Origin of the sequence: Mesorhizobium sp. M4B.F.Ca.ET.089.01.1.1 (assembly GCF_004022605.1) — a bacterium.
In the GTDB taxonomy this organism is placed as follows: domain Bacteria; phylum Pseudomonadota; class Alphaproteobacteria; order Rhizobiales; family Rhizobiaceae; genus Mesorhizobium; species Mesorhizobium abyssinicae.
In genome coordinates, this window is the sequence record NZ_RZOS01000114.1 from 1 (window position 1) to 14,300 (window position 14,300).

Below are 14,300 nucleotides of genomic sequence, written 5' to 3' on the forward strand. Positions count from 1 at the left end.
CAAGGTGCGCGTCGCCATGAGCAACGCCTTCGCCATGGGCGGTACGAACGCAGTTCTGGCATTCAGGCAGGTGTAGAAGCCATGCAAGACGCCTCATTTGAGGTCACCTGTCGTATCTAGCTGCTTGCCGGACCACTATGTGAAGCGAGCGCTATTGGCTGCCTCTGCGATGCGGGAATTGGCAGCGGACGTCTCACGATCAAACAGGCATCTGCTTGTAGAATTCTTTTAATCGTGAAGCGGCGCGAGTGCGCTATCCGTTGAGGTGAGCAAGGCCGGCGCCCTGGGTGAGCGCTGGTGTCGGGTGGTGGAAAGTACAGGGGGAGCTGTGTGGCCCCCTCTTTCTCGGCCTCGACGATGTGCGAAGGAGCCTGTGCGGCGAACGGGCCGACGCCCCAGGCTCAGAACCTGGGCGAACCTAACTCCCGCCAAAGGACAGCCCAGAGCTGGATACACGAAAGAGATACTGAACCCGCGAATCAGATTCTGATCAATCGTCGTGTCTGAGCTCCGCTCGGCTCTTACGGAGATAATCGCGCGGCCCGGCAACGGCCGCGCGTGCCGCGGGCGTGAGCTTTGCGCTTCGTCAGAAGTGCCTCGAGCGTGACGACGATAATTGACCAGCCATATGGAACGCATTCGCCCAGTTATCCAAAGCGTGGATACCTTTCATCTAAACAAAGGATTTTACCGTTTTTGCTGCAGGTCCCATAGAGGCGCTTCAAGTTGGAAAGATAGGTAGTTCCCATGGTTGCGTTGGATCCGAGGAGCATCATCTGGTGTGCGGGGCGCACAAAGTCAGTCGCATCTGCATTACGGCTTGGTCTTTCGGCGGTCTCCACAAGTTACGCCCCGTTGGTGCGATGCCAATTATTTAACCAATGCTTGGACATTTATCTCAACCAGACAGCTCCAAGGTGAGGTCTTCCATGCGCCCGAATGTCGATTGGAAGTTGTGCTGGGAAAATGAGCTGCAACTGGCCGACCATGTCGAACTCTCCGACTTTTTTCGAAAGACCTATGGACGGACTGGCGCCTTCAACGCGGAGCCATTCGAAGGCGGCCGCAGTTGGGCCGGCGCGAGGCCGGAATTCCGCGCAATCGGCTACGACGCGCATGGGGTAGCGGCTCACATCGGCATGCTGCGGCGCTTCATCAAAGTTGGCGAGGTCGACTTGATCGTCGCTGAATTGGGCCTGTACGCGGTTCGTCCGGATCTTGAAGGGCTCGGAATCGGTTTTTCGATGCGCGTGGCGTACCCAGTGCTCCATCAGTTGGGTGTTCCATTCGCTTTCGGCACGGTTCGGCACGCGCTGCGAAACCATGTCGAAAGATTCTGCAGAGCCGGCCTCGCGAACATTGTGTCGGGCGTTCGCGTACGATCGACCCGTCCAGATGTGCATCCCGACCTGCCGCCCACGCGCCTGGAAGACGTACTCGTGTTGGTTTCGCCGATCGGACGCTCGATGGACGAGTGGCCGTCCGGTACCCTGATCGACCGGAACGGTCCGGAACTATGAAGCCTCTGGACTACATATGCGAAGGGCAGAGTGACAATGCCGATGGCACTGCAGAGCGCAGCGTCTATCTGACGTTTGACGATGGTCCCAATTCATTTTTCACACCGCAGATACTCAATGTGCTGGCGCAACATCAGGTGACGGCGACCTTCTTCGTTGTTGGGGCCTACGCGGCCGACGAGCCGGAACTCGTTCGCCGAATTATTACAGACGGGCACGGTATAGCCAACCACACGATGACTCATCCGGACCTGGCCAAATGCGGGTCCGTCGAAGTCGACTGCCAGATAGTTGAGGCAAACAGAGTCATAGGGATGGCTTGCCCGCAGGCCATGGTTCGGTACTTTCGTGCACCGTATGGCATCTGGACCGAAGAAGTAATCGCTGCATCAGCGGGTGCGGCATTGGCGCCCGTCCATTGGTCCATTGATCCACGCGACTGGTCTCGCCCCGGCGTTGACGCCATCGTCGACAGAGTGCTCGCCGATATCCGGCCGGGCGCAATCGTGCTGTTGCACGACGGGTGCGCTCCCGACGAATTGCAACCAGGCAATCAAGCCAGTCTGCGCGACCAGACGGTGACAGCGTTGTCACGCCTAATTCCAGAATTGCACGGCCGCGGATTTGTAATCCGATCACTTCCTCAACACCCCTGAACAAACAGAGATCCTATGGACCTTCTCACCACAGCCAGTACTGTTGCCGTTTCGTCTTATGCGGTGCTCTCGACTGTTTACAGAGGCATGCAAGCGGTCTACTCCCAACCGGAAAATGTTACGCCGCCGTCGGAAAGCTTGTTCGGATCCGACCGTTGGCCGAGCGTGGATGTCATTATCCCCTGCTACAATGAGGACCCGCGCACACTCGCGGCGTGTTTAGCTTCCATTGCAAATCAAGATTACGCCGGAACATTTCAGGTCTATCTGGTTGACGACGGTTCTGGAAATCGTAATGCCGTCATCCCGGTACATCACGCCTACGAGGGCGACCCGAGATTCAATTTCATTCTGCTCCGCGAGAATGTTGGCAAACGCAAGGCGCAGATCGCCGCCATCCGCCGCTCATCTGGAGATTTCGTGCTCAGCGTCGACTCTGACACGACACTTGCGTCCGACGTCATCACAAAGCTTGCAGTAAAAATGCGGGATTCCATGGTCGGAGCGGCCATGGGCCAGCTGACGGCATACAACCGCAGCGACACTTGGTTGACCCGATTGATCGATATGGAATACTGGCTGGCTTGCAATGAGGAGCGCGCGGCGCAAGGTCGCTTTGGTGCGGTCATGTGCTGCTGCGGCCCATGTGCAATGTACCGCCGGTCTTGTCTCCTTTCTCTGCTGGATCAATACGAGACGCAGCTGTTCAGGGGGAAACCAAGCGACTTCGGTGAAGACCGTCATCTTACGATCCTCATGCTGAAAGCAGGCTTTCGAACCGAGTACGTTCCAGGTGCCGTCGCGGCGACAGTCGTTCCGGACAAGATGGGACCTTATTTGCGCCAACAACTCCGCTGGGCACGAAGCACCTTCCGGGACACGATGCTTGCGCGAGGTCTACTGCGTGGCCTGGATCGCTATCTAACTTTGGATGTGATGGGAGAGAATCTCGGCCCATTGTTGCTCGGCATCGCGGTAGTAACGGCGCTCGGTGAGCTACTATTTTCACATACAGTAAATTGGTGGACGGTGCTGGCTATTGTCACGATGACCATAATCAGATCTACGGTGTTATCTTTCCGCACTCGGCAGCTTCGATTCATCGGCTATTCAATGCACGCGTTAATCAGGATATTCCTGTTGATCCCCTTGAAGGCTTACGCCCTGTGTACATTGAGCAATAGCGATTGGCTGTCGCGTAAAAGTGTTCCCCTGCCCAACAGGAGCACAAAGGAAATCACAAGCGCGATGCCGCTTGCCGGAGCAAATGCTGCGGGCAATTCTGGAATTGCGGAGTCACTTCATACTGCAGATCTTTCGCTCACAGCTGGTGAAGTCTGACGGCCTTGCAGCGCCGAGTGACCGAGTAAGTTGTGTCAGTCGACACGGGGTGAAGCTTTCGAGTTACCTATGGTCAGAACGGGAACTATCTGGAAGCGACACGTGGCATCTTGACGTTATTCTTTGGCGGAAGCGATACACGCGTCGCTCCGGCCGCGACTTTCCAAAGGTGCCATCTCAAGGCGGTGGCCTGCTCTGAACCAGAATTCGCAAGTAAGCTGCCGGTGGCCAATCGGACTCATTCCGCTTGAGATAGACGCATGTCCAATGTAGCAATCGACCTTACCGGCGTAACCAAATTATTCGGAAACAAGCTCGTTGTGGACGGGCTGTCCTTCACCGTTGCATCGGGAGAGTGCTTCGGTCTGCTGGGGCCGAACGGCGCAGGCAAGAGCACGATTGCGCGTATGCTCCTCGGTATGACCCGGCCTGACGCGGGTGATATAACAGTCCTCGGTCTACCAGTGCCGGCACGCAGCCGCTTGGCCCGCAAGGGCATAGGCGTGGTCCCGCAGTTCGACAATCTCGACCTGGAATTTACGGTACGCGAGAACCTGTTGGTGTTCGGGCGCTACTTCGGCATGAGTACAAGAGAGATCAACGCCGTCATCCCACGGCTCCTCGAGTTCGCTCGCCTTGAGAGCAAGGCGGATTCACGTGTCGGCCTGCTATCCGGCGGGATGAAGCGGCGCCTGACGCTGGCACGTGCTCTGATCAACGACCCCCAGTTGCTTGTGATGGATGAGCCCACGACCGGCCTCGACCCGCATGCCCGCCATCTGATCTGGGAGCGACTTCGTTTCCTGCTGGCGAGCGGAAAAACGATCATTTTGACCACCCATTTCATGGAAGAGGCTGAGCGGCTTTGTGATCGGCTGTGTGTTCTCGAGCGGGGACGCAAGATCGCCGAGGGCAGTCCTCATGCGCTGATCGACGAGTACATTGGGTGCAACGTGATCGAGATCTTCGGCGGCAATCCACAGGAGCTGATTTCGCTGATCAGACCGTACGTTCAGCGTGTCGAGGTAAGCGGCGAGACGCTCTTTTGCTATGCGCCTGAGCCGGAGGATGTGCGCATCCAGCTTCGCGGTCGAGCGGGTCTGCGTATTCTAGAGCGTCCACCCAGTCTGGAGGACGTTTTCTTGAGGTTAACCGGACGTGAGATGGAGAAGTGAGCAATGGGTGAACGTTTTGCGGCCGCTCTACCCGCCAACGCCTGGAACTGGATCGCGGTGTGGCGCCGCAATCATCTGGCATGGAAGAAGGTGGCATTTGCTTCAATGCTCGGCACCCTTGCTGATCCGATGATTTACCTTTTCGGGCTCGGCACTGGCCTTGGACTGTTGGTAGGCCGCATCGAAGGTGCATCCTACATCGCCTTTCTGGCAGCCGGCATGGTTGCGACGAGCGCGATGACAGCATCAACCTTCGAAACAATTTACGCGGTTTTCGGTCGAATGCGCGATCAGGGCACTTGGGAAGCAATCCTGCACACACAACTTACCCTCGGCGACATCGTTCTCGGTGAATTGACCTGGGCAGCCACAAAGGCCTTTCTGGCCGGTACGACAATTGCGATTGTTGCCGCCGCGCTAGGTTATGCCGCGTGGACGTCGGTTCTCTACGTGCTGCCGGTCATCGCTCTCACCGGGTTCGCCTTTGCGAGCCTGGCCATGCTCGTCATCGCGCTCGCGCCCAGTTATCACTATTTTATTTTCTATCAGACGCTTGTCATCACACCCATGCTGTTCCTTTCGGGCGCGGTTTTTCCAGTCGGCCAATTGCCAGGAGTGTTTCAGCAGATTGCGGCCTTCTCGCCGCTGGCGAATTCTATCGATCTAATCCGTCCGGTGATGCTCGGCCGCCTGGGCGACAATGTAGGGCTGCATATAGGCGCACTTTGCATGTTCGCTGTATTGCCTTTTTTTCTGTCGGCTGGACTGTTTCATCGACGACTAATGCGTTGACGCTTACCTACGCCCATCAACGAGAAGGAGGTCCGCAATGCCGGATTGCAAACTGCCCCCAGCGGCCCGGAGGCATGCGTGTGCCAGGAATCGCGAGTGGTACAACAACGCCGAAGCCGGGCGCCACCCAGCCGCTGCAGGCACGCGCCCATCTTCGCGACCACACCTCGGAGTACAGGCTGGGTGGTGAGGCGCGCGGACCCACCCGGAGCGTTCAAGCGATAGCAGCCAAGCTTCTTGTGCGCGTCCCCAGACCGTCGCGGCCATTATTTAGTTGGATACACATGCAATGACCCACAACGAACCAACTCCTGAGCCTTTTGTGATCCTTGCTATGCCAAGGACCGGAACACACTATTTAGAAGAATTGCTAAACGAGCATCCGACCGTTCTGAGTAACGGTGAGTTGCTAAACGAATATGATCCCAATTGGCCCAGCACGGATCGCCTGCTAGGCACGGATCGCGAGCTTCTTGAGCTTGCCTATGTGCGCTGCCCTATGCGCGACTACAAGAATGTGACGCATCTTGGCTGCAAGATCAATGAACCTCAGTTTCGCGAGCGTCCAGCATTCTTTGCGGAATTAGCTCGTTGGCCAGCACTCAAGGTCATCCTCGTTGTTCGCCGAAACGTATTGGAATCGCTCCGATCCTTTGTGCAGGCCAGGGAAAGCGGTCAGTGGCTGAAGTTCAGCTCGGACAACGATACCGCTCGGCCACCGAGCGTCAGGTTGTCAATCGCCGACTGTGAGGCTTATTTCAAAGCCGCCGACGATTTTCACGCTCGCGTTATGGACTCCTTCACGTCGACCAACCTGCTTGTAATGGAATACGAGAGCCTACTTCACGAACCTGCCCAATGCTTGGGAGCGGTTTGGGATTTCCTGGGCGTTCCAGCGCTTGAGCCATCAGATAACGCCATCTTGCAGCGCCAGGAAACGCGACCGCTTGATCAAACGGTGGAGAACTTTGACGAGTTGCGGATTCACTTCGCACGCGGACCTTATTCAAGATTTTTTGACCTCGGAGATTCAATGCGCTCCTACGCTTAATCGCTTGTACCGCGTGCTCTGATGGGCGTGTAGGATATCCTGCAGTTTGCGCGCATTCCGTTCCAAAACTGACAAACCAAAGTCACCAAGGCAACCGGCAGTCGATCTGCGGCGAACATCAAAGGGCACGGGCGCAAGGCGACCTGGTCAATTCCCTCTCTGATGAAGCACTTCCTCAGACGCGATCTTTGGCGAGCCTCGAGTGCAGAATTCCGGCAAGGTGGAGGGTTCCAGTGCGCAACTGCACCAATCTCGCTGGACGGGACAGGCGTCCAGTTGGCACGGCGCTTGCTCCGAGATGACAGCAGCGCTCGACCGGAGCGCAGCATGGGAGAAGGAGGAGCCCCCACCCCGATCCGGTCAGGGAGAGAGAAACGATGTTGGTTCCAAGAGTCCCCCGCGCGATCGCAGCGCCCCGCAAGCGCCATTTTGCCCGGACCTACGTGCAGGTACTTGCCGCCATGGTCCTTGGAGCCGCAATTGGCTACCTCTATCCGGAAACCGGCCAAAGCCTGAAGCCGCTCGGCGATGCCTTCATCAAAGTCATCAAGATGATTATCGCACCTGTCATCTTCCTGACAATTGCGACCGGCATTGCCGGCATGAGCGATCTGCAGAAGGTCGGCCGAGTTGCCGCCAAGGCGATGGTTTATTTCCTTACCTTCTCGACGCTTGCACTCGTTGTCGGGCTGATTGTCGCGAATATCGTTCAGCCTGGCGCCGGCCTCAACATCGATCCGGCCTCGCTCGATGTCGAAGCCGTTAAGGGCTATGTGGCCACGGCTCACGAGCAGTCCGTGACCAGCTTCCTGATGAACATCATCCCGTCAACGATTGCCAGTGCCTTCGCGGAAGGCGACATCCTGCAAGTCTTGTTCTTCTCGGTCTTGTTCGGCATTGCTCTGGCGATGACCGGAGAGACGAGCAGGCCGGTCGTTACCTTTCTCCAGGCGCTCACCGCCCCCATTTTTAAGCTCGTCGGCATTCTGATGAAGGCTGCACCCATCGGCGCCTTCGGCGCTATGGCCTTTACGATCGGCAAATACGGAATCGGTTCGGTGGCCAACCTCGCGATACTGGTCGCGACGTTCTATCTGACCGCCTTCCTCTTCGTGTTCGGGGTTCTCGGCGTGGTCTGCCGCTGCAACGGCTTCTCGATCTTTTCTCTTGTCCGCTACATCAAGGACGAGCTGCTGCTTGTCCTGGCAACGTCCTCCTCGGAGGCCGCGCTGCCCTCGCTCATGGAGAAGATGGAGAAGGCCGGCGCCGCGCGTTCGGTCGTAAGTCTCGTCATCCCTACTGGATACTCATTCAATCTGGACGGCACCAATATCTACATGACGATCGCCGCCCTCTTCATCGCGCAGGCGACGAACACAGATTTGTCAATTGCCGATCAGATCCTCCTGCTGCTAATTGCGATGCTTTCCTCGAAGGGTGCGGCAGGCGTCACCGGCGCCGGCTTCATCACATTGGCCGCTACTCTGTCTGTCGTGCCGAGTGTTCCCGTTGCCGGAATGGCTCTAATTCTTGGCGTGGACCGCTTCATGTCGGAATGCCGCGCGCTGACGAATTTAGTCGGTAATGCGGTGGCATCGCTCGTTGTCGCTCGCTGGGAAGGCGAATTGGACCAGTCCCGGATGGAAGCCGCTTTCCGCGGTTAGGGTTACATCAAACGGGCTCCCCGCAAGCAAGCAATAGCGCGACGTGTAAGTCACGGCCTTCACAGCAGTCGAATTGCCGGCCTCCAAAGAGCGCTGGAAATAGTGTACTAACGCGGAGAGTAATACAACACCATGAAGCCCCTAAGCAAACGAACGGTTCACGGAAACTCATCTGGGTCCGCATGGAGCGCTGTTCGTCGAATGCGTTATCAACCGTGGGGTGTGGTAACTATTTCAGCTTGCCGCCCCAAGCCGTCGCGGGATCGCACCGGATGACGGAGGACCGGCCGATCAGAATCGCTAGGGGAAAGCGCGTCACAATTGCCGATCTCGCCCGCGAAGCCGGAGTCAGCGTAGCAACAGTCGATCGGGTTCTGAACGTCCGCCTTCCGGTGCGAGAGGAGACCGCCCAGCGGGTCCATGCGGCCGCGCACGCGATCGGCTATCATGCTGCCGGTCTCATCAAACAGCGCTTGCAGCAGCACCTGCCGCACTACAAGCTGGGCTTCATCTTGAGAAAACCTGCCCACGATTTTTACCAAGATTTCGCTCGCAATATTGAAGAGTCGGTCAGTATGGCTAAATCCTTCCACGGCCTTCCGATCATCGAGTTCGCGCAGTCACATTTGCCGCGTGACCTGCTCCCGCTTCTTAAGGACCTTGGAAGCCGCTGCCAGGCGATCGCCATGGTGGCGGCCGATCACCCGAAAATCACAGCATCAGTCGAGGAGCTCAAGGCGAAAGGTATCCCGGTATTTTCGCTGTTATCCGACTTCGCCGATGGCGTGCGCGAGGGCTACATCGGCCTCAACAACAGCAAGGTCGGACGGACTGCCGCTTGGGTGTTTTCCAAGGCCGCAAAACGGCCCGGCAAGGTGGCGGTGTTTGTCGGAAGCCATCGCTTCCAGGCGCATGCGACGCGGGAAACGGCCTTTCGTGCCTATTTTCGTGAGAACGCGCCCAAATTCGAGGTGCTTGATCCGCTCGTGAACCTTGATGAACGGCAGCTCACTTACGAAAAATTGCTGGATCTTATGCAGCGGGAACCAGAGCTCGTCGGCTTCTATATGGCCGGCGGGGGTATAGAGGGAGCAATTTCCGCGCTCCGAGAAGAGGGGAGCGGTCAGGATCTCGTCGCGATCGTGAGTGAAATGACGCCGCAGTCACGTGGGGCGCTTGCGGATGACATCTTGACGATGGCGGTCGGCACGCCAATGCGCCGACTTTGCCAGGAGCTGATAATGGCAATGGAGCGGGCCATCAAAGCCGGCGTCGCGGAGAGCCCGGGGCAGACATTTCTGCCGTTCGACATTTATCTTCCGGAAAATATTTGACCTTGATGGATTTCTATCATGAGCGCCCATTTTCCTTTCACCGATGAAAGGAAAGCTCGATTGACTCGGCCGTCTCTGTCCGATCTGTGAACCGGCGTGGTTCCGTCTTGAAAGAAGCCGGATGCCGAAATGGCAGCCGCGCTTCATGGAAGGAAAGTCAAGCAATGCGCCAGGTATCGCCCCGCTTTGCACTCGATCACATGGCGGCGCCCCGCCTTGACGTCAGTGCGCTTTTCGCGCTTGCCCGTGACCAAGGCCTGACCGACGTCCAAATCCGTTACCCTCATTTCAGCAATCCTGTCGCACGCGGCATTCCGGCTGCGGACGTTCGGTTTGCCGCTACCGAAGCGGGCGTCACGATCATCTCTGTCAACGCCTTGCAGCGGTTCAACGACTGGACTCCAACGCGTCAGGCCGAGGCAAGCAACCTCGCCGATTATGCGACGGCGTGCGGGGCAGAGACGCTCGTGTTGGTGCCGGCCAACCGCAGCTCGTGGCCCACCAATAGCGAGCGCCAGGACAATCTTCGTTTCGCTCTAAACGAGATCAAGCCAATCCTCCAGTCGCGGGGTCTGATCGGTCTCATCGAGCCGCTGGGTTTCCGAACCTGCTCGCTTCGATCAAAGAAGGAAGCGGCCGAGGCCGTTGCCGCGGTTGATGGCCAGTCCGTCTTTCGCCTCGTGCACGACACGTTCCACCACACCCTGGCCGGGGAGACATGCCTGTTCTGCGAGCTTACCGGCCTGGTGCACATTTCAAGCGTAAACGACCCGACCTTCTGGATTTACCCCGATCGCTTTCTTGCAGGTTCCGACAATGGCAGCCAGATTCAGGCGCTGCTGGATGGCGGCTACGCGGGACCTTTCTCGTTCGAGCTGATCGAGGAAGTCCATTCTCTGGACGATCTCGCAGGCGCACTTGCCGCCAGCATCGACTTTATCCGGCGAGGGCTATTGTCGTCAAAGTAGATGGTGACAGGTGTAGTGACTATAGGTGCGCCTGAATTTTCCGAGGGTTCACAGCGGGGCAGCCATCCGAGATGCCTCCTGTATCATTATCTCCCGCATCCAGATGCTTGCCGGATCGCTATTGTGGAGGGCCGGCCATTGGAGGGTCTCGGTGAATGTGGGAAATGGCAGCGGAAGTTCGATAACCCGCAGGGGGAACGTTTTTTCGAAATGCCTGACCAGCCGTAAGGGCATGGTCGCTATACGAGCTGTGCCGGACACCATAGGTGGAATCATGCTGAAGCCCTGCACGGCGACCTCGACACGTCTCTTAAGGCCATGCTCAAGCAAAAACCATTCCTCGATAGACGGCTTCATCGTACGCCCGAACCTGACCGCGACGTGCCTCATCGACATGTATCTCTCGAATGTAAGCTGCTGTGGCAGCTGCTTGTTTGTGGGACAGCCTACGCACACGAGCTTCTCGTCAAACAGCGCAATGCTTGAATGCACACTCGACGTGAACATATCCGGTAGAATTAGAAAATCGACGTCACCGCGCCGGAGAAGCTCATCGGGGCTATCGTCGACAGGCAGCAGTTCGAAGCTGACGGCGGGGGCTTCCCGTGAAATACGCTCCACAAGCTTTTCGAAAAACACGAGCGTGACGAAATCGGAAAGAATGATCCTGAAGAGGCGATCGGCTCGAGCTGGGTCAAACGGATCCGAAGAAATAATCGAGCACTGGATGTGCTGGAGAGCGTCGCGAACTGCGGGGGCAAATGCTGCCGCACGCGGGGTTAGAAATCGTTCGCGACCTCTTATCGTAAACAGTTCATCGCGGAAATAATCGCGCAGTCGGGCGACGGCCGCACTCATGGCGGGCTGACTCAGGTTGATCCTGCGTGCCGCCGCCGAGAGATTACGCTCCGTCAGGAGTGCGTCGAGCACAACGAGGAGATTTAGATCAAGTCCTTTGAAACGCATGTCATCAGCCATCCATGGGATGGATGCCTTTAACCGAAACAAACGACTTTAACAATTTAGCATTCTTGCAATCTTTTGTCGCAAAAAGTTTATGATGGATGACGTTAAGGTCCGACATATGAGCCGCGTGATCTGCCGAAGCGAGCAATCGTTCGTACTGTGCAGGTCAGAGATTGGCAGTTTGAAACGCCGGGCCGATGGCGCCGGGCTATCAACCAGCGTCTTCGGCGGCCCCGACCTAGCTGGGCGTGGAATCTAATAGGGTGCACCTTTCCAGTCCGAGGCGACTGATGGGCGGTTTGATCCTAAGCTGCCGTGAGGCCTGTGCCAATTGTATCGGCGAGCCAATGCAGCAGTCCGGCAGCGTTTTTGAGAGCTGTTGTAGGCTCGGCCTAAGCCCATTGGCGCAAGCCTATCTGAACGAAGCGCTTGGCCTTGCCGCTATCCGGTATGTGATCTGTGGTGTCTTCTCGTCCTGCTGTTCTTGTTTTGGAACGCCCTTATGGTGAGCCCATCCGGGACGTGGGGCACCGGGAGCACAAAGGTGCAGGCAGGCCGTCAATAGACCGTGGGCTGAGAGCCCGAGCTCGTTACATGGCCGCCCCTGGCGACTTTCCCGGATGCGCTGCGAGCGCGGATCAGTAGATGTCGTGTTGCCCGCCAGCTCCCGTCTTTGACCGAGCCAAGAAGGAGGAACGGGCATGCTTATCATCGGACTGGATATTCACCGCGCCTTCGCCGAAGCAGTGGCATGGGAGGAGGGCAGGCTCAGGCGACTCGGCCGCGTCGACATGCGGCGCGATCTGCTGGCGGCGTTCGCCGCGAAGCTGTCGCCGAACGATGTCGGGGTGATCGAGGCCACCGGCAGCGCGACGTCCGCTGCAGCTGTGATTGCGCCGCATGTGAAGAAGGTGGGGATCGCCAAGCCGAAACAGGTGTTTATCGTTGCCTATGCCAAGATCAAAACGACGATCGACGCCGACGTTCTTGCGCAGCTCTATGCCAGCGGCTTCTTGCCAGAAGTCTGGATTGCGGACGAGCCGACGCAGGCTCTGCGTCGACAGGTGACACGGCGCAATCAGATTGTCCGACAGAGATCTCGATTGAAGAGCGTCATCCAGTCGATCCTTCATAGCCACCTGATCCGTCCTGCCCGCATGCCGACCTGTGCGGCGCCAAGGGTCGGACCTGGTAATCGAGCAGGTCGTACCGCAGGACGAGCGCCTCGCGATCGATGGGCATCTGCGCGAGTTCGACCGATTGGGCGAAGACCTCCAGGTCATCGAACGCGATCTTGTCCGCTCGGCTCTCGAGGATGAAGGCGTGAAGCGGCTGATGACCATTCCCGGCGTCGACATCACCGTCGCGCTGGCGATGAAGGGCGGCGATCGGCGACGTGTCGCGCTTCGACGATCCGCAGAAGCTCGTGACCTATCTCGGGTTGAACCCAAGCGTCCAGCAGTCCGGCCAGGTCCGGCCTACCATGGGCGGATCACCAAGCAGGGCCGTGGTCATGCGCGCGGCATGCTCGTCGAGGCGGCCTGGGCGGCCGCTCGTGCTCCCGGACCGTTGCGAGCCTTCTCCCTGCGGCGTGCGAGCCCGGCGCGGACAGCATGTCGCGGCCGTGGCAACCGCACGCAAACTCTCTGTCGTGATCTGTCATCTGTTGAGAAGGGCGAGAGTTACGCGTAGGCTCGACCCTCCCTGCATGCCAAGAAGCTTGCGCGATGTGGAACTCAAGGCCGGGAGCAAGGCTGTGCGCGGCCAAAAGGGAGCGCACGCCTACAACATAAAGAGCCACCGGGAAGAAGAGCGCCGCTGGGTGGAGCAGGCCGAGGGCGCCTATGCACGCCTCGTCGCCGGTTGGAACCCACGAGGTCCGAAGAGGGTAGGCACGGATGCCGCAAACCGGGCGCCCAGCTTGGCATAAGGGCTACGTGGCCTCAGGAAGCGTCGTCGCCAATGCAGACCATGGACGAATTCCCAGCCGATGCCGAGATGCCGGTCGACCGTGCCTGTCGCCGTCCGGTGATGCGATGCCCCCGAGCGGATGAGTTCGCCCCGGATGCTCCCGGTCACGACGCACGGGTTCGGGTTCCAAGGCGCTCAGTTTTGTTCGCGCCCAATCGGTGTAGGACGCGGCAGAAAATACGAGCGTGACGAAATCGGGAAGAATGATCCTGAAGCGGCGATTCGGTAGAGCCGGGTCAAACTATCCGACGAAATAAACGAGCACTGGATGGGCGGGAGAGCGTCGCGAACTGGAGGGCAAGAGCTCCCGGACGCAGCGTTAAGTTTGAATACCTCCGCGGACATGGTCGCGAGCTTATCGCGCAAATAATCGAGCAGCCGAGCGCCGGCCGCACTCATGACCGGCTGGGCTCGGTTAATCCTGCATGCCGCGCCCATGAGGTTGCGCTCTGTCGGGAGTGCGTCGAGCACAACGACGAGATGTAGTTCACGATCTTTGAAACGCGTGGTCAACTATCCAAAGTGTGGATGCCTTTCATCGAAACAAACGATTTCATCAATGTTCTGGAATCCTGCATGGGCAGAAGCACCTGACGCACACCGATGCCCCCACTGCCTCATGGCGTGGCGAGCGTCTTAAGAAACCGCCCGAAAGGAGATTTTTCATGCGCTCTACCGGGCAGTGGAGTGCTGGGAAAGGGAGTTGCAACTGACCGGGTCCGACTTCTTCCGAGCCTATGGACAGACTGGGAGACGCGCACGGTGTAGCGGCTCACATCGTCATACTGCACCTACGCCACACACCGGCCGGACCTGATCCGGCTTTATGAGCATTGGGCTTTGTCAGTTGCCCAAGCGTGAT

At 58.0% G+C, this 14,300-nt stretch carries 11 protein-coding genes and 1 pseudogene; 11 read left to right on the forward strand and 1 reads right to left on the reverse strand.

The features are described 5' to 3' along the window. The first annotated feature begins 929 nt into the window (after nucleotides 1–929). From EN780_RS13555 to EN780_RS13595, 9 genes are all read left to right on the forward strand, one after another. Nucleotides 930–1,520: a NodA family N-acyltransferase gene (locus tag EN780_RS13555; protein WP_024505875.1), complete on the forward strand. Its 591-nt coding sequence runs from the start codon at nucleotides 930–932 to the stop codon at nucleotides 1,518–1,520. Beyond that, the gene (gene nodB, locus EN780_RS13560; RefSeq protein ID WP_126057632.1) at nucleotides 1,517–2,176 is read left to right on the forward strand and encodes a chitooligosaccharide deacetylase NodB; all 660 of its coding nucleotides are present in this window, start codon (nucleotides 1,517–1,519) and stop codon (nucleotides 2,174–2,176) included. Before EN780_RS13555 ends, nodB begins: the two co-directional genes overlap by 4 nt. Nucleotides 2,177–2,191: 15 nt before the next feature. After that, nucleotides 2,192–3,517, forward strand: coding sequence for a chitooligosaccharide synthase NodC (gene nodC, locus EN780_RS13565; RefSeq protein WP_032899868.1), 1,326 nt, complete (start codon nucleotides 2,192–2,194; stop codon nucleotides 3,515–3,517). A gap of 260 nt (nucleotides 3,518–3,777) precedes the next feature. After that, nucleotides 3,778–4,692, forward strand: coding sequence for a nodulation factor ABC transporter ATP-binding protein NodI (gene nodI, locus EN780_RS13570; protein WP_024505873.1), 915 nt, complete (start codon nucleotides 3,778–3,780; stop codon nucleotides 4,690–4,692). Nucleotides 4,693–4,695: 3 nt separating this feature from the next. Beyond that, nucleotides 4,696–5,484: an ABC transporter permease gene (locus tag EN780_RS13575; protein WP_029356621.1), complete on the forward strand. Its 789-nt coding sequence runs from the start codon at nucleotides 4,696–4,698 to the stop codon at nucleotides 5,482–5,484. A 289-nt stretch (nucleotides 5,485–5,773) separates the two neighbouring features. Beyond that, a complete protein-coding gene (locus tag EN780_RS13580) occupies nucleotides 5,774–6,535 on the forward strand; it encodes a sulfotransferase (RefSeq protein ID WP_024505871.1) in 762 nt (253 codons plus the stop codon). 377 nt (nucleotides 6,536–6,912) lie between these two features. After that, nucleotides 6,913–8,199 (forward strand): dicarboxylate/amino acid:cation symporter, encoded by a 1,287-nt coding sequence (locus tag EN780_RS13585; RefSeq protein WP_126063813.1) that lies wholly within the window; start codon nucleotides 6,913–6,915, stop codon nucleotides 8,197–8,199. Nucleotides 8,200–8,471: 272 nt separating this feature from the next. Further along, complete coding sequence (locus tag EN780_RS13590) at nucleotides 8,472–9,533, forward strand: LacI family DNA-binding transcriptional regulator (protein WP_024505889.1); 1,062 nt, start codon at nucleotides 8,472–8,474, stop codon at nucleotides 9,531–9,533. 164 nt (nucleotides 9,534–9,697) lie between these two features. Continuing rightward, nucleotides 9,698–10,501 (forward strand): TIM barrel protein, encoded by an 804-nt coding sequence (locus EN780_RS13595; RefSeq protein ID WP_024505888.1) that lies wholly within the window; start codon nucleotides 9,698–9,700, stop codon nucleotides 10,499–10,501. Between the two features lie 48 nt (nucleotides 10,502–10,549). On the opposite strand, the gene EN780_RS13600 is transcribed toward EN780_RS13595, so the two are convergent. Next, a complete protein-coding gene (locus EN780_RS13600) occupies nucleotides 10,550–11,467 on the reverse strand; it encodes a LysR family transcriptional regulator (protein ID WP_024505887.1) in 918 nt (305 codons plus the stop codon). Nucleotides 11,468–12,168: 701 nt separating this feature from the next. Between EN780_RS13600 and EN780_RS41550 the strand changes: the two are divergent. Both EN780_RS41550 and EN780_RS41555 read left to right on the forward strand, forming a co-directional pair. Continuing rightward, a pseudogene (locus tag EN780_RS41550) lies at nucleotides 12,169–12,543 on the forward strand (IS110 family transposase); the annotation flags it as partial. 91 nt (nucleotides 12,544–12,634) lie between these two features. Next, a complete protein-coding gene (locus tag EN780_RS41555) occupies nucleotides 12,635–13,159 on the forward strand; it encodes a transposase (RefSeq protein WP_245265439.1) in 525 nt (174 codons plus the stop codon). Nucleotides 13,160–14,300: the final 1,141 nt, after the last annotated feature.

Bases quoted from the DNA above. Each gene is read 5' to 3' on its own strand.
- EN780_RS13580 (WP_024505871.1), top strand. From the start codon at position 5,774: ATGACCCACAACGAACCAACTCCTGAGCCTTTTGTGATCCTTGCTATG.
- EN780_RS13575 (WP_029356621.1), top strand. From the start codon at position 4,696: ATGGGTGAACGTTTTGCGGCCGCTCTACCCGCCAACGCCTGGAACTGG.
- EN780_RS13595 (WP_024505888.1), top strand. From the start codon at position 9,698: ATGCGCCAGGTATCGCCCCGCTTTGCACTCGATCACATGGCGGCGCCC.
- nodI (WP_024505873.1), top strand. From the start codon at position 3,778: ATGTCCAATGTAGCAATCGACCTTACCGGCGTAACCAAATTATTCGGA.
- EN780_RS13585 (WP_126063813.1), top strand. From the start codon at position 6,913: ATGTTGGTTCCAAGAGTCCCCCGCGCGATCGCAGCGCCCCGCAAGCGC.
- nodB (WP_126057632.1), top strand. From the start codon at position 1,517: ATGAAGCCTCTGGACTACATATGCGAAGGGCAGAGTGACAATGCCGAT.
- EN780_RS13590 (WP_024505889.1), top strand. From the start codon at position 8,472: ATGACGGAGGACCGGCCGATCAGAATCGCTAGGGGAAAGCGCGTCACA.
- EN780_RS13600 (WP_024505887.1), bottom strand. From the start codon at position 11,467: ATGCGTTTCAAAGGACTTGATCTAAATCTCCTCGTTGTGCTCGACGCA.
- nodC (WP_032899868.1), top strand. From the start codon at position 2,192: ATGGACCTTCTCACCACAGCCAGTACTGTTGCCGTTTCGTCTTATGCG.
- EN780_RS13555 (WP_024505875.1), top strand. From the start codon at position 930: ATGCGCCCGAATGTCGATTGGAAGTTGTGCTGGGAAAATGAGCTGCAA.